General features: G+C 67.4%; 17 protein-coding genes and 2 tRNA genes. 11 read left to right on the top strand and 8 right to left on the bottom strand.

Features of this window, described 5'->3' with window-relative positions; genetic code table 11:
- Positions 1-33: 33 nt before the first annotated feature.
- On the bottom strand, positions 34-1662 hold the full coding sequence (locus AC07R7_RS25375) for a cisplatin damage response ATP-dependent DNA ligase (protein WP_494637108.1): 1629 nt from the start codon (positions 1660-1662) through the stop codon (positions 34-36).
- A 119-nt stretch (positions 1663-1781) separates the two neighbouring features.
- Between AC07R7_RS25375 and AC07R7_RS25380 the strand changes: the two genes are divergently transcribed.
- Positions 1782-2213: a PaaI family thioesterase gene (locus AC07R7_RS25380; protein ID WP_494637110.1), complete on the top strand. Its 432-nt coding sequence runs from the start codon at positions 1782-1784 to the stop codon at positions 2211-2213.
- Here the strand turns inward: AC07R7_RS25380 and gltB are convergent.
- Both gltB and AC07R7_RS25390 read right to left on the bottom strand, forming a co-directional pair.
- Complete coding sequence (gltB, locus tag AC07R7_RS25385; protein ID WP_494637112.1) at positions 2210-6733, bottom strand: glutamate synthase large subunit; 4524 nt, start codon at positions 6731-6733, stop codon at positions 2210-2212. The two genes, AC07R7_RS25380 and gltB, sit on opposite strands and share 4 nt — an antisense overlap.
- A gap of 18 nt (positions 6734-6751) precedes the next feature.
- Positions 6752-8200: an NAD(P)-dependent oxidoreductase gene (locus AC07R7_RS25390; protein WP_494637114.1), complete on the bottom strand. Its 1449-nt coding sequence runs from the start codon at positions 8198-8200 to the stop codon at positions 6752-6754.
- A 227-nt stretch (positions 8201-8427) separates the two neighbouring features.
- Here AC07R7_RS25390 and AC07R7_RS25395 point away from each other — a divergent pair, with 227 nt between their 5' ends.
- Positions 8428-9231, top strand: coding sequence for an undecaprenyl-diphosphate phosphatase (locus tag AC07R7_RS25395; protein WP_492841431.1), 804 nt, complete (start codon positions 8428-8430; stop codon positions 9229-9231).
- A gap of 82 nt (positions 9232-9313) precedes the next feature.
- Here AC07R7_RS25395 and AC07R7_RS25400 read toward each other — a convergent pair whose 3' ends face one another.
- On the bottom strand, positions 9314-10273 hold the full coding sequence (locus AC07R7_RS25400) for a complex I NDUFA9 subunit family protein (RefSeq protein ID WP_494637144.1): 960 nt from the start codon (positions 10271-10273) through the stop codon (positions 9314-9316).
- A gap of 169 nt (positions 10274-10442) precedes the next feature.
- Between AC07R7_RS25400 and AC07R7_RS25405 the strand changes: the two genes are divergently transcribed.
- The 9 genes from AC07R7_RS25405 to ptsN all read left to right on the top strand — a co-directional run bounded on the left by AC07R7_RS25405 (position 10443) and on the right by ptsN (position 16960).
- A tRNA-Leu gene (locus AC07R7_RS25405) sits at positions 10443-10529 on the top strand.
- A gap of 155 nt (positions 10530-10684) precedes the next feature.
- A complete protein-coding gene (locus tag AC07R7_RS25410; protein WP_494637116.1) occupies positions 10685-11302 on the top strand; it encodes a ribonuclease D in 618 nt (205 codons plus the stop codon).
- Between the two features lie 8 nt (positions 11303-11310).
- Entirely contained in the window at positions 11311-11931 is a 621-nt protein-coding gene (gene lptC, locus AC07R7_RS25415; RefSeq protein WP_494637118.1) for an LPS export ABC transporter periplasmic protein LptC, read from the top strand.
- Between the two features lie 61 nt (positions 11932-11992).
- Positions 11993-12565 (top strand): LptA/OstA family protein, encoded by a 573-nt coding sequence (locus AC07R7_RS25420; protein WP_492841478.1) that lies wholly within the window; start codon positions 11993-11995, stop codon positions 12563-12565.
- Between the two features lie 8 nt (positions 12566-12573).
- A complete protein-coding gene (gene lptB / locus AC07R7_RS25425) occupies positions 12574-13332 on the top strand; it encodes an LPS export ABC transporter ATP-binding protein (RefSeq protein WP_492841425.1) in 759 nt (252 codons plus the stop codon).
- A 220-nt stretch (positions 13333-13552) separates the two neighbouring features.
- Positions 13553-15064, top strand: a complete 1512-nt coding sequence (gene rpoN / locus AC07R7_RS25430; RefSeq protein ID WP_494637120.1) for an RNA polymerase factor sigma-54 — start codon at positions 13553-13555, stop codon at positions 15062-15064.
- 37 nt (positions 15065-15101) lie between these two features.
- Positions 15102-15713 carry an exopolysaccharide biosynthesis protein gene (locus AC07R7_RS25435; protein ID WP_492888801.1) on the top strand — a complete coding sequence of 204 codons (612 nt, stop codon included), beginning with the start codon at positions 15102-15104 and terminating at the stop codon, positions 15711-15713.
- Positions 15714-15776: 63 nt separating this feature from the next.
- Positions 15777-16409: a ribosome hibernation-promoting factor, HPF/YfiA family gene (gene hpf, locus AC07R7_RS25440; protein WP_492841419.1), complete on the top strand. Its 633-nt coding sequence runs from the start codon at positions 15777-15779 to the stop codon at positions 16407-16409.
- A gap of 86 nt (positions 16410-16495) precedes the next feature.
- Complete coding sequence (gene ptsN, locus AC07R7_RS25445; RefSeq protein WP_492841417.1) at positions 16496-16960, top strand: PTS IIA-like nitrogen regulatory protein PtsN; 465 nt, start codon at positions 16496-16498, stop codon at positions 16958-16960.
- A gap of 34 nt (positions 16961-16994) precedes the next feature.
- Here ptsN and AC07R7_RS25450 read toward each other — a convergent pair whose 3' ends face one another.
- The 4 genes from AC07R7_RS25450 to AC07R7_RS25465 all read right to left on the bottom strand — a co-directional run bounded on the left by AC07R7_RS25450 (position 16995) and on the right by AC07R7_RS25465 (position 18740).
- A complete protein-coding gene (locus tag AC07R7_RS25450) occupies positions 16995-17267 on the bottom strand; it encodes a DUF1150 family protein (RefSeq protein WP_492888802.1) in 273 nt (90 codons plus the stop codon).
- Between the two features lie 84 nt (positions 17268-17351).
- Positions 17352-17780: an Hsp20 family protein gene (locus AC07R7_RS25455; RefSeq protein WP_494637123.1), complete on the bottom strand. Its 429-nt coding sequence runs from the start codon at positions 17778-17780 to the stop codon at positions 17352-17354.
- A 188-nt stretch (positions 17781-17968) separates the two neighbouring features.
- Positions 17969-18044: transfer RNA gene (locus AC07R7_RS25460), tRNA-Ala, on the bottom strand.
- A 231-nt stretch (positions 18045-18275) separates the two neighbouring features.
- Positions 18276-18740, bottom strand: coding sequence for a TIGR02300 family protein (locus AC07R7_RS25465; protein ID WP_492888804.1), 465 nt, complete (start codon positions 18738-18740; stop codon positions 18276-18278).
- Positions 18741-18780: the final 40 nt, after the last annotated feature.

Genomic DNA, 18780 nt, shown 5'->3' on the forward strand with positions numbered 1-18780 from the left:
AGGGGCACATGGCAAACGAGACGTGAACGCCGATCAAGGATCCAGCATGATTTCCAATGTTCTGAGTTCGTCGGCCTCGCGCGAGGGCTTGTCCCAGCGGATGCGGTTGATGCGCGGGAAGCGCATCGCCACCCCGGACTTGTGCCGCGTCGAGCGCTGCAGGCCCTCGAAGGCGACCTCGAACACCAGGCCGAACTCCAGGTCGGCGCGGACCGAGCGCACGGGACCGAAGCGCTCGATCGTGTGGTCGCGGACGAACTTGTCGATCCGTTTCAGCTCCTCGTCGGTGAAGCCGAAATAGGCCTTGCCGACTGGGGTCAGGACGCGGCGCCCTTCCTCGTCCTCGCGCCAGACGCCGAAGGTGTAGTCGGAATAGAAGCTGGACCGCTTGCCATGGCCGCGCTGGGCGTACATCAGCACCGCGTCGATCAGGTGAGGGTCGCGCTTCCACTTGAACCACGGCCCCTTGGGGCGGCCGGGCTCGTAGACGCTGTCGCGGCGCTTGAGCATCAGGCCTTCGGAGAGCCTCGCGTCGCCTTCGGGCGGATCCAGGCGCAGGGCGGCCAGCGCCTCCCAGGTCTCGAACGGTTGAAGGGGCGACAGGTCGATGCGGGTGGTCGAGAGCCGCGCCACGAACGCCTCCAGCCGCGCGCGGCGCTCGATGAAGGGCAGGGCGCGCACGTCCTCCTCGCCGTCCAGCATCAGGTCGTAGGCGCGGATGCCGGCCGGGAACGCCGCCAGTTGCTTGCCGTCGACCGTCTTGCGGTTCAGCCGCTGCTGGAGGTCGCCGAACGGAGCCAGGGCGCCGTCGCGCAGCACCAGCAGTTCGCCGTCGATCGCGCCCTCGAAGTCCAGGGCCTCGACCACGTCCGGGAAGCTGGCGGAGATGTCGTCGCCGGTGCGGGTGTAGAGCCGCCGCTCGCCGCGCTCGGATACGGCCTGGACGCGGATGCCGTCCCACTTCCACTCGGCGACGTAGGCGGCCGGATCCAGCTTGGCGAAGTCGACCGCCTCGTCGATCGGCTGGGCCAGCATCACCGGCCGGAAGCGGCCCGGCGCGTCCGGCGACGGACGTTCGGAGCGGCCTTCCAGCCAGGCGAAAAGATCGCCGTAAGGCGGTTCAAGAGCATGCCAGACTTCCTCGACCTCGCCGACCTCGACGCCGCCGAAATTAGCGCAGGCTTGCTTGGCTAGACGCGAGGAGACCCCCACGCGAAGCCCGCCGGTCATCAGCTTCAGCAGCGCCCAGCGGCCGTCGGGGTCCAGCGCGTCCAGCCAGCCCTCGATCAGCCGCTGGACCTCGGTCCGCGAGGCCGAGCGCAGGGCCTCGATCACCTCGGACAGTTCCGGCGGCCGGTTGGCCCCGGGCCATTGTCTGGAAGAGGGGGCGGGCCAGACCAGGGCGACGGTCTCGGCGAGATCGCCCACATAGTCGTAGGACCAGGCGAACAGTTGGGCGTCCATCCGCGCCTCGACGGCCTTGCGGATGAAGGCCGGCTTGGCGGCGTTGAACGACAGCGCCCCGGTCAGGGCCGCCAGGGCGTATCCGCGATCGGGGTCTGGGGTCTGGCGCAGGTGGTCGGCGATCAGGGTCAGCTTGGCGTTGCGCGAGCTGGTCAGGGACAGCCGGTCGAGCAGATGGGCGAAGGCGCGCATGGACATGGAATGTCGGTCGGCCCGTTTCCGTTCAGCTCGCGCCATATCGCGATGCGCCAGCCCCTCGCGCAAGGGGGCGGTCGATGCTAGATTAAAACAATTGTTTGAAATTGCCCGAGGCGAGCATGGACGAGATCCCCGAGGGCTTCGTCCCTCATAGCCGCAAGAGCCCGCTCACCAGTCCCTGGGAGCCGCTCTATGCCCGTTCGGCGCCGGACCGGCTGGTGCTGGGCGTCCGGGTGCGGCCGGAGCACTGCAATTCGCGGAGCATGCCGCACGGCGGCTTCCTGGCGGCGCTGGCCGACAACGCCATGGGCCTGTCGCTCGGCGTCAACCTGGCGGCCGCGGGCCAGGGGGCGAGCGGTCTCGTCACCGTGTCGCTGACGCTGGACTATCTCGGCTCGGCCAAGCTCGGGCAGTGGCTCACGTTCGACACCGACTTCGTCAAGCTGGGCCGCTCGATCTGCTTCGCCGAGGCGACGGTGCGCGCGGACGGGGATCCCGTCGCGCGCGCCCGCGCGACCTTCAAGGTGCTCGAGGCTAAAGCAGCGGCTTAAGCCCGTTCGTGCACCGCTTGCTCGGCCGCCAGCGGTTGAGGCAGGCGGCTGATCATCTCCTTCGGGCAGACCTGCCAGAACTGGTTCCGCACCCGGTCCCAGTCACGCAGCAGGGTGGCGGCGAACACCGAGTCCGTCTCGCGGGCATGCTCGGCGATCAGCGAGCGCAGCACGCCTTCCCAATAGGGCGAGGCCAGGCGCTGCACGACGATGCTGTCGGGATTGATGAGATCCTCGAAGCGGTCGTGCTGGTCGAGCACGAAGGCCATGCCGCCCGTCATGCCCGCGCCGAAGTTGCCGCCCGTCGGGCCCAGGATCACCACCTGGCCGCCGGTCATGTACTCGCAGCCGTTGGCGCCGCAGCCCTCGACCACGGTGGTGGCGCCCGAGTTGCGGACCGCGAAGCGCTCACCCGCCTGGCCCGCCGCGAACAGCCGGCCCGAGGTGGCGCCGAACAGCACGGTGTTGCCGATCAGGGTGTTGGTCTCCGGAGCCGCCAGGCCACGAGCCGGCTTGATCACGATCGTCGCGCCCGACAGGCCCTTGCCGACATAGTCGTTGGCCTCGCCGGTCAGCTCGATGCGCAGGCCCTGGACCGCGAAGGCCCCCAGGCTCTGGCCCGCCGAGCCCTTGAGCTGAACGGTCAGGTGGCCGGCGGGCAGGCCCTTCATCCCGAACTTGCGGACGATGTGGCTGGAGGTGCGCGTGCCGATGGTGCGGGCGGTGCTGCGGACCGTGTAGGTCAGCTGCATCTTCTCGCCGCGTTCCAGCAGCGGCGCGGCGTCGCGGACGATCTGGGCGTCCAGCGTGTCCGGCACCGCGTTGCGGCCGACGACGGTGTTGTAGGGCTTGTTCGCGCCGGGATCGGCGCGGACCAGCAGCGGGTTGAGGTCGAGGTCGTCCAGGTGCTCGCCGCCGCGCGACACTTGCGCCAGCAGGTCGGTGCGGCCGACGATTTCCTGCAAGGACCGGAAGCCCAGGCCCGCCAGGATCTCGCGAACCTCCTCGGCCACGAAGGTGAACAGGTTGATGACCTTGTCCGGCGTGCCGGTGAACTTGGCGCGCAGGGCCTCGTCCTGGGTGCAGACGCCCACGGGACAGGTGTTGGAGTGGCACTGGCGGACCATGATGCAGCCCATCGCCACCAGCGAGGCGGTGCCGATGCCGAACTCCTCGGCGCCCATCATGGCGGCGATGACAATGTCGCGGCCCGTGCGCATGCCGCCGTCGGCCCGCAGGACCACGGAGTGGCGCAGGTTGTTCAGCGTCAGCACCTGGTTGGCTTCCGACAGGCCCATTTCCCACGGACCGCCGGCGTACTTCACTGAGGTCTGGGGCGAGGCGCCCGTGCCGCCGACGCCGCCGGCGACCAGAATCACGTCCGCCTTGGCCTTGGCCACGCCGGCCGCGATGGCCCCGATGCCGGTGGCGGCGACCAGCTTCACGGTGACGCGGGCGATCGGGTTGATCTGCTTCAGGTCATAGATGAGCTGGGCCAGGTCCTCGATCGAATAGATGTCGTGGTGCGGCGGCGGGCTGATCAGCATCACGCCGGGCGTCGCGTGACGCAGGCGGGCGATCATCTCGGTGACCTTGAAGCCGGGCAGCTGGCCGCCCTCGCCGGGCTTGGCGCCCTGGGCGACCTTGATCTCCAGTTCGACGCACTGGTTCAGATATTCGGCGGTGACGCCGAACCGGCCCGAGGCCACCTGCTTGATGGCGCTGTTGGGGTTGTCGCCGTTGGGCAGCGGCTTGTAGCGCGCGCTGTCCTCGCCGCCCTCGCCCGAGACCGACTTGGCCCCGATGCGGTTCATGGCGATGTTCAGGGCGCCGTGGGCCTCGGGGCCAAGCGCCCCCAGGCTCATGCCCGGCGTCACGAAGCGCTTGCGGATCTCGTTGACGCTCTCGACGTCGTCGGTCGAGATCGGGTTGCGGTCAGAACGCCAGTCCAGCAGGTCGCGCAGCTGGATCGGCTTTTGGGTGCGCAGGCCGTTGGACCAGCGACGATAGAGTTCGTAGTCGCCGGTGTCGCAGGCCGTCTGCAGGGTGTGCATCAGGCGGGCTTCGAAGGCGTGGGCCTCGCCCGAACGGCGGGCCTTGTAGAGGCCGCCGACCGGCAAGGTCACGGCGGCCTTGCCCCAGGCCTTGCGGTGCAACTCGACCGTCTTGCTCTCGATGCCGGCCAGGCCGATGCCCGAGATACGCGAGGGCATGCCGGGGAAGAACTCGGCGGCCAGGGCGCGCGAAAGGCCGACGGCTTCGAAGTTGTAGCCGCCGCGGTACGAGGAAATGACGCTGATGCCCATCTTGGAGATGATCTTCAGCAGGCCGCCCTCGATGGCCGTCTTGAAGTTGACGCAGACGTCGCGCAGCGTCTTGTCGCCGATCAGGCCGCGCTCCAGGCGGTCCTGGAAGCTTTCCTGGGCCAGGTAGGCGTTGACCGCCGTGGCCCCGACGCCGACCAGCACCGCGAAATAGTGGGTGTCCAGGCACTCGGCCGAGCGGACGATGATCGACACGTACGAGCGCAGGCCCTTGCCCACCAGGTGGGCGTGGACGCCGCCGGTGGCCAGGATCATCGGCAGGGCGACGCGGGTCTCGGCGCTGGCCTCGTCGGTCAGGACGATGGCGCCGCAGCCGCGCAGCACGGCGTCCTCGGCCTCGGCCCGGATTCGGTCGAGATTGGCGCGCAGGGCGTCGCCATCCCGAGCCTCGGGCGCGGGCAGGGGCATGGTGCAGTCGATGACCGCGACGTTCTTCTCGCCCAGCAGGCCGTGGATCCGCTCGTACATGCCGGTGGTCAGCACGGGGCTTTCCAGCACGTAGACGTCGGCTTGCGCCGCGTCCTGGGCGAGGATGTTGCCCAGGTTCTTGAAGCGGGTCTTCAGGCTCATGACGCCGGTCTCCCGCAGGGGGTCGATCGGCGGGTTGGTCACCTGGCTGAAGTTCTGGCGGAAGTAGTGGCTGAGCGGACGGTACTTCTCGGACAGCACCGCCAGCGGCGTGTCGTCACCCATCGAGCCGATGGCTTCCTTGCCCTCCTCGACCATGGGGGCCAGGATCATTTCCAGATCCTCGAGGCTATAGCCGGCGGCGGCCTGGCGGCGGGTCAGCTCCTCGCGGCCGAACTTGCGCGGCTCGGGGCCGGGGCCGATCTGCTTTTCGAGATCGACCATGTTGCCCAGCCACTCGGTGTAGGGGTGGCGTTCGGCCAGTTCGTCGATGATCTCGTTCTCGCCGTACAGGCGGCCCTCGGCCAGGTCGATGGCGATCATCCGGCCGGGCGAGATGGCCAGCTTGCGGGTGATGCGGGCTTCCTCGACGCCGCACATGCCGGCTTCCGAGCCCATGATGACCAGGCCGTCATCGGTATAGGCCACGCGCAAGGGTCGGAGACCCGAGCGGTCCTTGCCGGCCACGACCCAGCGGCCATCGGTGGCGCACAGGGCGGCCGGACCGTCCCACGGCTCCATCACCGCGTTGCAGTAGGAGTAGAGCGCCTTGTGGGCGTCCTTCATCTTCGGATTGGCGGCTTCCGGCACCAGCAGGGCCTTGGCCATCGGCGCGTCGCGGCCGGCGCGCACCAGCACCTCGAAGGTGTTGTCGAGGTTGGCGCTGTCCGAGCCGCCCGGCTGGATCACCGGCTTCACGTCATCCCCGAACTCGCCGAAGGCCTGGGCGGCCATCTTGATCTCGTGGGACTTCATCCAGTTGACGTTGCCCTTGATCGTATTGATCTCGCCGTTGTGGGCGAGCATTCGGAAGGGCTGGGCCAGGCGCCATTGCGGGAAGGTGTTGGTCGAATAGCGCTGGTGGAAGATCGCCACGGCGGCGGCGAAGCGGTCGTCCTTCAGGTCGGGATAGAACTCGTCGATGTGCTCGGCGAGGAACATGCCCTTGTAGATCAGCGACTTGGCCGACAGCGAGCAGATGTAGAAGTCGCTGATATTCTGGCCGTGGACGCGCTTTTCGATGCGCTTGCGGCACAGGAACAAGGCGCGCTCCAGCGCCTCGCCTTCCAGGCCGGCCGGACCGGCCAGCATGATCTGCTCGATTTCCGGACGGGTGGCGTTGGCCTTCTCGCCGATCACCGAGGTGTCGACCGGCACCTGGCGCCAGCCATAGATGTAGAAGCCAAAGCGCAGAGCCTCGGCCTCGACGATGGTGCGGCAGGCCTCCTGGGCGCCGAGATCGGTGCGCGGCAGGAAGATCTGGCCGACGGCGATCGGGCCCGACCGCAGGGCGTGGCCCGTGCGGCGCACCTGGTCGATGAAGAAGTCCTGCGGGACCGAGACCAGAACGCCGGCGCCGTCGCCGGTCTTGCCGTCGGCGTCGATCGCGCCCCGGTGCCAGAGGGCCTTGAGGGCCTTGATCGCCAGTTCGACGACTTCGCGGCGCGGCTGGCCGTCGATGGCGCAGACCAGGCCGACGCCGCACGCGTCGCGCTCGGTCGAGGGGTCATAGGCGTGGCCGTCGATCAGGGCCTGGCGGTTCTTCAGATAGAGGTCCATCTCGTTCATGGTCTTAGATCCTCTCTCTTATTCCGCCGCGATCAGCGCGGAGGCGCCGACCTTGGCCTGCAGGTAGCGGTGGATGGCGTCGGCGGCGTCGCGGCCGTCCTTGATCGCCCAGACGACCAGCGAGGCGCCGCGCACGATGTCGCCGGCGGCGAACACGCCGTCCAGATTGGTCATCTGATTGCGGACGTCGGCCTTGACCGTGCCCCAGCGGGTGACCTTCAGATCGGGGGCCGACCAGTCCTGCGGCAGGTTCTCGGGCTCGAAGCCGAGGGCCTTCAGCACCAGCTGGGCCGGACGGTCGAAGTCGCCGCCGGGGATTTCCTCGGGGCTCTGGCGGCCCGAGGCGTCCGGCGCGCCCAGGCGCATGCGGATGGCGCGCACGCCGGTGACGGCTTCGGCCTCGCCCGACAGGGCGCGCGGGGCGGCCAGCCATTCGAAGGTGACGCCCTCTTCCTCGGCGTTCGAAACCTCGCGCATCGAGCCTGGCATGTTGGCCTTGTCGCGGCGATAGAGGCAGGTGACCGACTTGGCGCCCTGGCGGATGGCCGTGCGAACGCAATCCATGGCGGTGTCGCCGCCGCCGACCACGACCACGTCCTTGCCCTCGGCGTTCAGCTCGCCGGACTCGTAGGCCGGCACGCTGTCGCCCAGGCCCACGCGGTTGGAGGCGATCAGATAGTCCAGGGCGGGCGCCACGCCCTTGCTGCCGCCGCCCGGAACGGTCAGGTCGCGCGCGGCGTAGACGCCGACGGCGATCAGCACCGCGTCATGCTTTTCGCGCAGATCCTCGAGCGTGGCGTCCTTGCCGACCTCGAAACCGAGCTTGAAGTCGACGCCGCCGTCGGCCAGGCGCCGGGTGCGGCGCTCGACAACATCCTTCTCCAGCTTGAAGCCGGGGATGCCGTAGATCAGCAGGCCGCCAGCGCGGTCGTGGCGGTCATAGACGGTGACGTCGTAGCCGGCCTCGCGCAGCATCTCGGCCGCCGCCAGGCCGGCGGGGCCCGCGCCGATCACGCCGACCGACTGGCCGCGCGCTTCACCGGCGACCAAGGGCTTCACCCAGCCCATCTCCCAGGCCTTGTCGGTCAGGTAGCGTTCGACGGAGCCGATCGTCACGGTGCCGTGACCGGATTGCTCGATAACGCAGTTGCCTTCGCACAGGCGATCCTGCGGGCAGATCCTGCCGCACACTTCCGGCATGGAATTGGTCGCCTGCGACAGGGCGTAGGCTTCTTCCAGGCGGCCCTCGGCCGTCATTCGCAGCCAGTCGGGGATGTTGTTATGCAGCGGGCAGTGGGTCTGACAGAACGGCACGCCGCACTGCGAGCAGCGCGAGGCCTGCTCGGTGGCCTTCGCGTCGATGAAGTCGGCGTAGATCTCGTGGAAGTCGCCCGAACGCTCAGTCGCCGCGCGCTTTTCGGGCGTCTTGCGGGTCACCGTGGTGAATTTCAGCATGCGCTCGGCCATGCGACTTCCCTCATCCCCGTCACGGGAGAAAAATTGCTCAGGCGGGCCTCATACGGACTCTTTCGGGCAAGAAGAATGTCATGGTCAAATAAATAGACTTATATATCCTCACCAAGGGTGGGGATTTTGCAATCGCCTCGCAACACACCTCTGAAATAGTCCACTTTGTGGATTTACGACCTATTTACCGTGTCGGGCGCACGCCGGGGCGGGTTTGGAGCCGAACAATGCCTGACTGGCTGAACGCAATCATTCTGGGTCTGGTCGAGGGGCTGACGGAGTTCATACCCGTCTCCTCGACCGGCCACCTGCTGCTGGCCAAGGAAGCCATGAGGCTGAAGGACCCGTCCTGGGACACCTTCATCGTGCTGATCCAGCTGGGCGCGATCCTGGCGGTGGTCGCCCTCTATTTTCAGAAGCTGTGGGGCGTGCTGATCGGCCTGCCCACCAAGCCCGAGGCGCGGCGCTTCGCGCTCAGCGTCATCATCGCGGTGGCCCCGGCCTTCGCGGCGGGCCTGCTGCTGCATGACCTGATCAAGACGTTCCTGTTCGAGAGCCCGCTGATCATCTGCTGGTCGCTGCTGATCGGCGGGGCGATCCTGCTATTCATCGACAAGAAGGCGCCGCCGGCCGTCGATCACGACGCCATGAACCTGCCGCTGCACAAGGTGCTGATCGTCGGCCTGTTCCAGTGCCTGTCGCTGATCCCCGGCGTGTCGCGCTCGGGCTCGACCATCGTCGGCTCCATGCTGTTCGGCATCGAGCGCCGGGCCGCGGCCGAATTCAGCTTCTTCATGGCCATTCCGATCATGGTCGGGGCCTTCGCCCTGGACGTCTACAAGAACCGTGACGCCCTGGACGCCGGCCATGTCGGCGTGGTGGCCATCGGCTTCGTCGTGTCGTTCCTGTCGGGCCTGGTGGTCGTGAAGTACATGCTCGACTTCATCGGCAAGCGCGGCCTCGCTCCGTTCGCCTGGTGGCGGATCGTCGTCGGCGTCGGCGGCCTAGCGGTGCTTTACCTGCGCCCCTGAGCCAACGGCGACGCCAGCGAAAGAAAAAGGGCGGGCGCCTCCCGGCGTCCGCCCTTTGTCGTCTTGGTTAGGCGCGTGTCGCCTAGAACGCGCCCGCCGGGGTCTCGGCGTACTGGCCGCCCTTGCGGTAGCGGTAGAGATAGGTCGGGACCACGGCCTCGACACTCGTGCCGACCACGCCGGCCTCGGCCAGGCCCGGCAGGCCATGCTCGGCGACATTGTCGATCTTCAGCATCTCGACCTGATCGGTCGTCAGCGGGGGCGGCAGGATCCCGGCGACCATGTCGCCCAGCGCGCCGATCAGCGAGGCCACCGGCCAGGGCAGCGGGGCCAGCGGCCGGGCGCGGCCGGTCTCGGTCAGGATGAGCTGCATGATCTCGCGCATCGTGTAGACGGTCGGCCCGCCCAGTTCGTAGGTCACGCCGACCGCGGCCGGGTTGGCGGCGGCCTTGGCGATCACGGCGGCGACGTCGCCGACGAACACCGGCTGGACGCGGCTGTCGCCGCCGACCAGCGGCATGATCGGCGACAGGGCGGCGATCTGGGCGAACCTGTTGAAGAACTTGTCGTCGACGCCGAACACCAGCGAAGGACGGATGATGGTCGCGCCCGGGAAGGCGGCGCGGACGGCGGCCTCGCCCTCGGCCTTGGTGCGGAAGTACTTCGACTCCGACTCGGCGTTGGCGCCCAGGGCGCTCATGTGGACCAGATGCTTCACGCCGGCCTTGGCGGCGGCCTGGGCCACGTTCTGGGCGGCCATGACATGGATCGACTGGAACTTCTGGCGACCGCTCTCCCAGAGCACGCCCACCAGGTTCACGCACGCCTCGGCGCCATCCAGGGCGCGGGCGATCGAGGCTGGATTGCGGACATTGGCCTGGACCACCTCGATCTGGCCGACGTCGCCCAGCATCCGCATACGATAGGCGAGATTGGGCTGGCGCACGGCCACCCGCACGCGATGGCCCGCCTTGGCGAGCGCCCGCACGACCTGGCCGCCCACGAAACCGGAGCCGCCGAACACCGTGACCAGACCTTGCATCTTCATTCCTCGTCGCATGCGATGACTCTACCGCGATAACGGGGGAATTAGACGACTGGGAGCGGCTTCGCAATGAAATCGCGACTTATCGATTTTTGTCTGTTGACGGCGTCGGAAGCTTTCCCTAAACGTCCCGGCCTCGCGGCGACCTAACCGGTTGCGACAGCGGGCCCAGGTGGCGGAATTGGTAGACGCGCTGGCTTCAGGTGCCAGTGACCGAAAGGTCGTGGAGGTTCGAGTCCTCTCCTGGGCACCACCCCTTAACTGAGCTTCTTTCGGGAAGCGGGGGTGGCGCCAAAAAATCCTCCGGATGCTAATTCGTTCATCGTGAGTATAAGTGTCGCGCGTTCCACTCGGACGCGTGGTTGAACGCGCTCGCGCGGGCGCGATATGATCGCCGGAGTTTGAGACTTGGCTAATTTCGTTCACGAGGGCGACCTGCCCGACGGCGCCTTCGCCGGCGCTGGCGTCATCGCCATCGATTCGGAGACCATGGGTCTGCGCCTGGGCCGTGACCCGCTGTGCGTGGTCCAGCTGTCATCGGGCGACGGCGACGCGCACGTGGTGCGCCTGAATCGCGCGACCTACGACTGCCCGAACCTGAAGGCTCTGCTGACCGATCCGGCCGTGCTGAAGCTTTTTCACTTCGGCCGCTTTGATATCGCCATGTTCGAACTCCATCTGGGCGTGGTGACCGCACCCGTCTATTGCACCAAGATCGCCTCGAAGCTGGCCCGCACCTACACCGACCGCCACGGCCTGAAGGACGTGACGCGCGAGCTGCTGGGCGTGGAGCTGTCGAAGGTGCAGCAGTCGTCGGACTGGGGCGCGCCGTCGCTGAGCGCCGACCAGGTGGCCTACGCCGCCTCGGACGTGCTGCACCTGCACGCGCTGCGGCTTAAGCTGAACGCCATGCTGGAGCGCGAAGGCCGCATGGCCCTGGCCCAACACGCTTTCGACTATCTCCCCCACCGCGCCTCGCTCGACCTGGCCGGCTGGGAAGAGATGGACATCTTCGCCCATAGCTGACGGACGCGATGCACCCGACCGCGGTCATGACCGGACGAACGATGAGCGCCGACCTCGCGCGCTGGCGTCGCCGCTCGCGCCGCGTTCTGGCCGCGCGCATCATCCTGCCGGCCGCGATCGCGGGCCTGCTGATGATCGTCGCCTCGCAGGTTGGCTGGCGAACCTACATGGCCGCCACGCACCCGCCTGCGGAGGCCAAGACCGAGATCCGCCTGATCACGCCGCGCTTCTACGGTCAGTCGACCGACGGCCGCAGCTTCATGATCACCGCGCGCTCGGCGATCCGCGACGACAACGATCCGCGCCGCATCATCCTGGACGAGCCGGCTCTGACCCTGGACCTGGGCTCGCCGACGCCGACGCGGATGACCGCCAAGCACGGCGTCTATCGCCAGGACAATTTCGGCCTGAACCTGAAGGACGACGTCCGTCTGGACGATGGCACGGGTTACCGCTTCGCGTCCGAGGAGTCGTTCGTCGACACCAAGACCGGCGACGTGACCGGCGAGACGACAATGAACGGCGAAGGCCCCAGTGGGCAGGTGCAATCCAACGCCTACTCCGTATATGACAAGGGCGATCGCGTCATCTTCCGGGGTGGGGTTCGCGCCCGGTTCGAACGGCAGTAAAGAAGATCAATGGCGCAGGTTCGCTTCGGATGCGGCCGCGACGGATGAGGACATGGTTCTGATGAAGCGACGGACGGCGGCGGCGGTGACGACCGCGTTGATCCTTGGTGGGATTGGGGCCAGCGGCGCGGCCTACGCCCAAGATTCGAGCACGCCGGTCGATGTTTCCGCCGACAATCAGGAAACCATCAACAGCAAGTGCATCACGATCTTCACGGGCAACGTGGAGATCCTGCAGAACCGCTCGCGCCTGCGCGCCCAGAAGGTGACCGTGTACAGCGCCCGCAAGGCGGGGACGACGGCGGACGGGGCTAACGCCTGCGGCGCGGCCCAGCGCATGGAAGCCGAGGGCGGAGTCTACATGGTCAGCGACACGCAGACCGCCCGCGGCGACCGCGCCGTCTACACCTTCGACAACAACATCGCGATCGTCACCGGCGACGTGGTGCTGGTGAAGGGCAAGGACGTGGCGCGCGGCGACAAGCTGACGGTCAACACCAAGACCAACGACGCCAGGCTGGAGTCGAACCCTTCGGCCAAGGCCTCCCAGCGCCGGGTCCGCGCGGTGTTCTACCAGGACGACAAGAAGAACGACGCGCCGGCCGCGCCCGCCCAGCCCGCCGCCCCGCGCTAGGATCCTCCATGACCCTGACCTCCAACGACATGGACGGCCTGTTCGTCGATTCCGTGGGCAAGTCGTTCGGCGACCGTCCGGTCGTCAAGAACGTCTCCCTGCGCCTCAAGCGCGGCGAGGTCGCCGGCCTTCTGGGCCCGAACGGCGCCGGCAAGACGACCTGCTTCTACATGATCACGGGTCTGATCGCCGCCGACTACGGCGCGATCTATCTGGACGGCGAGAACATCACCGCCCAGCCGATGTTCCAGCGCGCCCGTCTCGGCGTCGGCTATCTGCCGCAGGAAGCCTCGATCTTCCGGGGCATGACGGTCGAGCAGAACGTCATGGCCGTGGTCGAGATGCGCCAGAGGGACCCGCGCAAGGCTCGCGAGCAGGTCACCGGCATCCTGGAAGAGCTGCGCATCACCCACATCCGCAAGTCGCCGGCCGTCGCCCTGTCGGGCGGTGAGCGCCGCCGCGTGGAAATCGCCCGGGCGCTCGCCTCCGAGCCGTCGTTCATGCTGCTGGACGAGCCGTTCGCCGGCATCGATCCGCTGGCCATCGCCGACATCCGCGATGTGATCGGCTATCTCAAGAGCCGTGGCATCGGCATCCTGATCACCGACCACAACGTGCGAGAGACGCTGGACATCATCGACCGCGCCTCGATCATCCACGCCGGTGAGGTTCTGTTCGAAGGCTCGCCGCGCGAGATCGTCGAGAACCCGGAAGTCAAGCGCGTCTATCTGGGCGACAGCTTCAGCGAGCCCCGGCTCGGGGATTAAAAAGACGCGGTGAGCAGGGCGCGCGGGGGTCGACGAAGGGCGTCCGCGTTAAGCCTCCGCACCCGGATCAAGTCCTTGGCCCGTAAGGGCTAACGCCTCTGGCATGATATTTTCCGGGACGGAACGTCGCACCGGCCCGAGAATTGCAGGCGTTGGCGACCCGTTAACCAAACAGGCCCTTCAATGGCGATCGAAGTTTTCGATTTGTCAGGAGGGCGCATTGGCGCTCAGCCACCGCCTCGAGATCCGTCAGGGTCAGGGCCTCGTCATCACCCCGCAACTGCAGCAGGCCATCAAGCTGCTGCAGCTGTCGAACATCGAGCTCGACGCCTTCGTCGAGGCGGAGCTGGAGCGTAACCCGCTCCTGCAACGCGATGAGGGCGATCACGAGCCCGCGGGCGAGGTCGAGGCCGTTCGCGACGCCAGCCTGACCCATGTCGACGTCGTGGCCGACACCACGGCTGGCCGCGAGATGGACACGCCGCACGAGGATGTCTCGCCGGGCGAACGCGCCACGGGCGATGGCGCCGAAGCTGGCTCCGAGCACGGCGCCGAACATGCCGGCGGCCAGATCGACTGGTCGCGCGCCGGTGGCGGCGGCTCCTTCGAGGGCGACGACAACTACGAACGCGCCCTGACCGACATCCCGACCCTGGCCGCCCATCTGCGCACGCAACTGGTCCAGGCCGCGCTGTCGCCGGCCCGCAACGCCGTCGCCGAGATCCTGATCGACGCCGTCGACGAAGGCGGCTACCTGCGCCTTGACGTCATCGAGCTGGCCGAGCGCCTGGGTTGTCCGCTGGAGATGGTCGAGGAAACGCTCGCCACCCTGCAGGGCTTCGAGCCGGTCGGCGTCTTCGCCCGCGACGTCCGCGAGTGCCTGGCGCTGCAGCTGAAGGACCAGAACCGCTACGACCCCGCCATGGCCGCCATGCTCGACAATCTCGAGCTGCTGGCCAAGCGCGACATGGCCTCCTTGCGCCGCCTCTGCGGCGTCGACGACGAGGACCTGCGGGAGATGGTCGCCGAGATCCGCTCGCTGAACCCGCGCCCCGGCGCGGCCTATCACAGCGAACCGGCCGAGACCCTGGTGCCCGACGTCATGGTCCGCGAGGGCCTGGGCGGCATGTGGCACGTCGAGCTCAACACCGACACCCTGCCGCGCGTGCTGGTCGACCAGCGCTACCACGCCCGCGTCGCCAAGGGCGCGCGGACCGACCAGGAAAAGACCTTCGTCTCGGACTGCATGGCCACGGCCAACTGGCTGGTGAAGAGCCTGGACCAGCGCGCCAAGACCATCCTGAAGGTCTCCAGCGAGATCGTCCGCCAGCAGGACGGCTTCCTGGCCTACGGCGTCGAGCACCTGCGCCCGCTGAACCTGAAGACCGTCGCCGACGCCATTGGCATGCATGAGAGCACGGTCAGCCGGGTCACCTCGAACAAGTACATCGCCACCCCGCGCGGCGTGTTCGAGCTGAAGTTCTTCTTCACCTCGGCCATCCAGTCGTCGGAGGGCGGCGAGGCTCACTCGGCCGCCAGCGTCCGCCACAAGATCAAGGGCCTGGTCGACGCCGAGAGGACCGAGGCCGACGTCCACTCCGACGACGCCATCGTCGAAATTCTCAAGGCCGCCGGGGTCGACATCGCCCGCCGGACCGTGGCCAAGTACCGCGAGGCCATGCGGATCCCTTCGTCGGTGGAGCGTCGCCGTCGGATGAAGGAAGCGGTCTAGTCCCCCTTCCGCGTTTACTGCCGCCTGGAAGGTTGGAATGCACGAGAAGTCGCTCGCGGATGTCATCGAGGGTTTCGGCGAGGACAGCCGGCCCGTCCTGACCGTGGGCGAGATGCTGGAGGCGTTCGACAGCCGCGCCTTCGGGGCCATGCTGCTGGTTTTCGGCCTGCTCAACACCCTGCCGCTGCCGCCTGGCTCCTCGACCATCCTGTCGCTGCCGATCCTGTTCCTGGCGCCGCAGATCGCCATGGGCGCGGATACGCCGTGGCTGCCAAGGGGGCTGATCGAGAAGCCCCTGAAGCGCGACGACCTGCGCGGGCTCTTCCGCCGCCTGGCGCCGATCGTGCGCAGCATGGAGCTGATTACCCGTCCGCGCCTGCGGCCGATGTTCGCACCCTTGGGCGAACGGGCGATCGGCGTGGTCTGCACCCTGCTGGCCTTGGTGCTGGTCCTGCCCATCCCACTGGGCAACCTGGCGCCCGGCGCGACGGTCGCCGTCCTGGCCCTGGCGCTGCTCCAGCGCGACGGCGTTCTGGCCCTGCTCGGCTACCTGATGGCTGTCGGTAGCGGGGCGCTTCTGTTCGTCAGCGCGCACGTTGTCGTGATGGCCGTACGCAAGCTTCTGAGCGTCTTTTCGGGGCTCGTCTGAGGTCGTCCACAGGCGTCTAAGGCGCCGCTTGACACCCGCCTGCGACAGGCGCGTTGTAGTCACATGCAAGTCCAAGTTTCCGGCAAGCATGTCGACGTTGGTGAGGCTCTGCGAGTGCGAGTCTCCGACGAAATCGCCCTGAGCATTGGGAAATACTTCGATCGCGGTGGCAACGCCGAGGTCGTGGTCAGCAAGGACGGCTACGCCTTCCGTGTCGATTGCTCGGTAAAGCTGGCTTCGGGTCAGCAGCTTATCAGCCATGGTTCGGGAGGCGACGCGCACGCGGCGTTCGACTCGGCCCTGGCCAAGATCGACACCCGCATCAGGCGGTACAAGCGGCGGCTGAAGAGCCACTCGCCGGCGGCCACGGCCAAGCAGGTCGAGAACGCCGCGATGTTCGTCCTGAAGGCCCCGGAAGTCGACGAGGGCGAAGAGCACGACTGGGATGTGGAAGCCGGCCACCCGACGGGCGCGCCCGCGGGCATGGTCATCGCGGAGACCCAGGCCGAGGTGAAGACAATGACCGTTTCCATGGCTGTCATGGAACTGGACTTGACCGCATACCCGGCAATCGTGTTTAGGAACGCCGCCCACGGCGGGTTGTCCGTGGTCTATCGGCGTCCAGACGGGAATATCGGCTGGATCGACCCCGAACGCACGAAGTCGCTGAACGGGCACGGGTCAACCGCGAGCTAACCGGATCCTTCATGGTCTGGCGCCGTCGCGGCGGATTCGCGGCGACGGCGCCAAGGCGGTCGGCATCTAGCGAGCTTTGTACGTCCATGACCATTGGCGATCTTCTGGACCCCGGAGCGGTGGCGCTGCGCGCTGGCGCGCCCGGCAAGCGCCAGGCTCTTTCCCTGGTCGCCGACGTCGCCGCCCGCGTATTGGGTGTCGACGCCCATACAACGCTTGAAGGCTTGATGGACCGCGAAGCCGCCGGCTCGACCGGCGTCGGCGAGGGCGTCGCCATTCCGCATGCGCGCGTGGACGGCCTGGATCGTGTCCGCGCGGTCGTGGTGCGTCTGGACACCCCGGTGGCCTTCGACGCCCTGGACGACAAGCCCGTCGATCTTCTGGTGGCCCTGTTCGCGCCCCGCGACGCCAACGCCCAGCACTTGAGGGCCCTGGCGCGGGTGGCCCGGATGATGCGTCAGCCTGAAACGCGGTCGGCTCTGCGCCAGGCGCGCTCGGCGGACGCGATCCATGTGCTGCTGACCCAGGAAGCGACCAGCACGGCCGCCTAAAAGGGCCGCCCACGCCGGGCGGCCCTTCAAACCGTTAGTGGACGGAAACCGGCGCCAGTTCGTGGGCGAGGGCGGCGGCGATCGCGGTGTCGCGGTCGATCATCACGGCCAGGCGCGCGCCGTCCGCGCGGCACACCGCATAGAGGGTCTGGTCGGGCGCCAGGTTGAAGTCCTGCACGCCCTCGGGGACGTCGGCGAGGATCTCGGCCGCCTTGATCGGCCGGACATAGACGAGGTCGGGCGCGCCAAGGGCCGCGAAAGCTTCGCTGGTGAAGAGCGGGCTGTTGTAGTGCGTGTTGGGCGTCATGATGACCACCTCCTTGATTAGGGAACGCGCCTTTCTCCGGCCGGTTCAGAGCCCAGAGCGGCGAGGCGGGTTCCGCGCGGCTTCTCAGCCCGCGCTGCGGATGGGAATTTTCTTCACGAGGCGCTCGGGTTCGGGCCGGGCCAGATCGATGTGCAGCAGGCCGTGTTCCAGGGTCGCGGCGGTCACCTCCATGCCCTCGGCGAGGACGAAGGTGCGCACGAAGCCCCGCGCGGCGATCCCGCGGTGCAGGAAGGCCCGCTCGGCCTCTCCGCGCCCGTCGCCGCTGTCGCGCTTGCCGGCGACGACCAGCTGGCCGCCCTCGACCGTCACCTGCAGCTGATCGGGCGAGAAGCCCGCCACGGCCAGGGTGATGCGCACGCCGCCGTTGTCGGCCTGCTCGACGTTGTAGGGCGGATAGCTTTCCGAGGCGGCCTTGGCTGCGCGCTCTATGAGATCTCGGGTGTGCTCGAAGCCCAGCAGAAAGGGGCTGTCGAACATGATCATTCGGTTCATCGCGAAGTCCTCGCTTAAGCGACTTCGTTCGCGGAGATAAACCCGAGGATCGGCGCCGATCCCCACGACACGGCTCTAGATGTGGAGGCCGTGGCCAATCACTTCAAGAGGTGGCGGGGGGCGGGAGGAGCCGGCTGAATTCGGGTCCAGAAATGGACAAGGCCCGGACGTTTCCGTCCGGGCCTTGATGGTGGAGCTAAGCGGAGTCGAACCGCTGACCTCTTGAATGCCATTCAAGCGCTCTACCAGCTGAGCTATAGCCCCAGATTTTTCTTCGAGAACCTTGCGGTAACTCTCGGAAATCCTTGGTCTCTTCGGCGTTTCCGACTTGCGTCGCCCCCCGAAGAGGCGCGGAAACTAGTCCGGGATTTTTTCGGGATCAAGTCTCTTCTCAAACTTTTTTCGAGAAAAGTGTCGCACCCCGGAAAACCCCTGTGGATAGCCGGTTTCGCATGTCCGAAACCGGCTACCAACCAGAGAGACTAACCTGGCGGATTAGTCTTCGTCGCCCTCGCCGGGCAGGCCTTCGATCTCGTCGTCGAGATTGTCCTCGTCGTCCTCGTCCTCCAGGAACGGAACGTCGTCGGCCTCGTCTTCGGCGAGATCCTCGTCCTCGGCGAAGTCGACGCCCAGGTCATCACCGCCCGCGGGGGCGGCACCGGGTTCGGCGTCTTCGTCGTCGGTCTCGATGACGTCCGGCTCGACCTTGTCGATTTCGGGCGTTTCATCGACTTCGTCCTCGAAGCCGTCCTCGTCCTTGGGCGCGGGGGCGGGCTTCTCGTCCTCGGCGTCATAATCCGGCGTGATCGAGCGAGCGCGGACGCGGCGCGATTTCAGCGCCTCCTCCGGGTCGAACGACTCGCCGCATTTGGGGCACACGGCCGGACGACGGCCGAGATCGTAGAATTTGGATTGGCAGTTGGGGCAAATTTGTTTTGCGCCCAATTCGGGATTGGCCAAGTGGCGACCCTTTGATCCGGATGGGAAAAGCGGCCGGTCA

The sequence above is a fragment of the Caulobacter sp. GW821-FHT05F04 genome, assembly GCF_059419665.1.

Bases quoted from the DNA above. Each gene is read 5' to 3' on its own strand.
- AC07R7_RS25420 (WP_492841478.1), top strand. From the start codon at position 11,993: ATGAAGCGACGGACGGCGGCGGCGGTGACGACCGCGTTGATCCTTGGT.
- hpf (WP_492841419.1), top strand. From the start codon at position 15,777: ATGCAAGTCCAAGTTTCCGGCAAGCATGTCGACGTTGGTGAGGCTCTG.
- AC07R7_RS25400 (WP_494637144.1), bottom strand. From the start codon at position 10,273: ATGCAAGGTCTGGTCACGGTGTTCGGCGGCTCCGGTTTCGTGGGCGGC.
- AC07R7_RS25455 (WP_494637123.1), bottom strand. From the start codon at position 17,780: ATGAACCGAATGATCATGTTCGACAGCCCCTTTCTGCTGGGCTTCGAG.
- AC07R7_RS25380 (WP_494637110.1), top strand. From the start codon at position 1,782: ATGGACGAGATCCCCGAGGGCTTCGTCCCTCATAGCCGCAAGAGCCCG.
- AC07R7_RS25390 (WP_494637114.1), bottom strand. From the start codon at position 8,200: ATGGCCGAGCGCATGCTGAAATTCACCACGGTGACCCGCAAGACGCCC.
- lptB (WP_492841425.1), top strand. From the start codon at position 12,574: ATGACCCTGACCTCCAACGACATGGACGGCCTGTTCGTCGATTCCGTG.
- lptC (WP_494637118.1), top strand. From the start codon at position 11,311: ATGCACCCGACCGCGGTCATGACCGGACGAACGATGAGCGCCGACCTC.
- gltB (WP_494637112.1), bottom strand. From the start codon at position 6,733: ATGAACGAGATGGACCTCTATCTGAAGAACCGCCAGGCCCTGATCGAC.
- AC07R7_RS25450 (WP_492888802.1), bottom strand. From the start codon at position 17,267: ATGACGCCCAACACGCACTACAACAGCCCGCTCTTCACCAGCGAAGCT.
- ptsN (WP_492841417.1), top strand. From the start codon at position 16,496: ATGACCATTGGCGATCTTCTGGACCCCGGAGCGGTGGCGCTGCGCGCT.
- AC07R7_RS25395 (WP_492841431.1), top strand. From the start codon at position 8,428: ATGCCTGACTGGCTGAACGCAATCATTCTGGGTCTGGTCGAGGGGCTG.
- AC07R7_RS25435 (WP_492888801.1), top strand. From the start codon at position 15,102: ATGCACGAGAAGTCGCTCGCGGATGTCATCGAGGGTTTCGGCGAGGAC.
- AC07R7_RS25375 (WP_494637108.1), bottom strand. From the start codon at position 1,662: ATGTCCATGCGCGCCTTCGCCCATCTGCTCGACCGGCTGTCCCTGACC.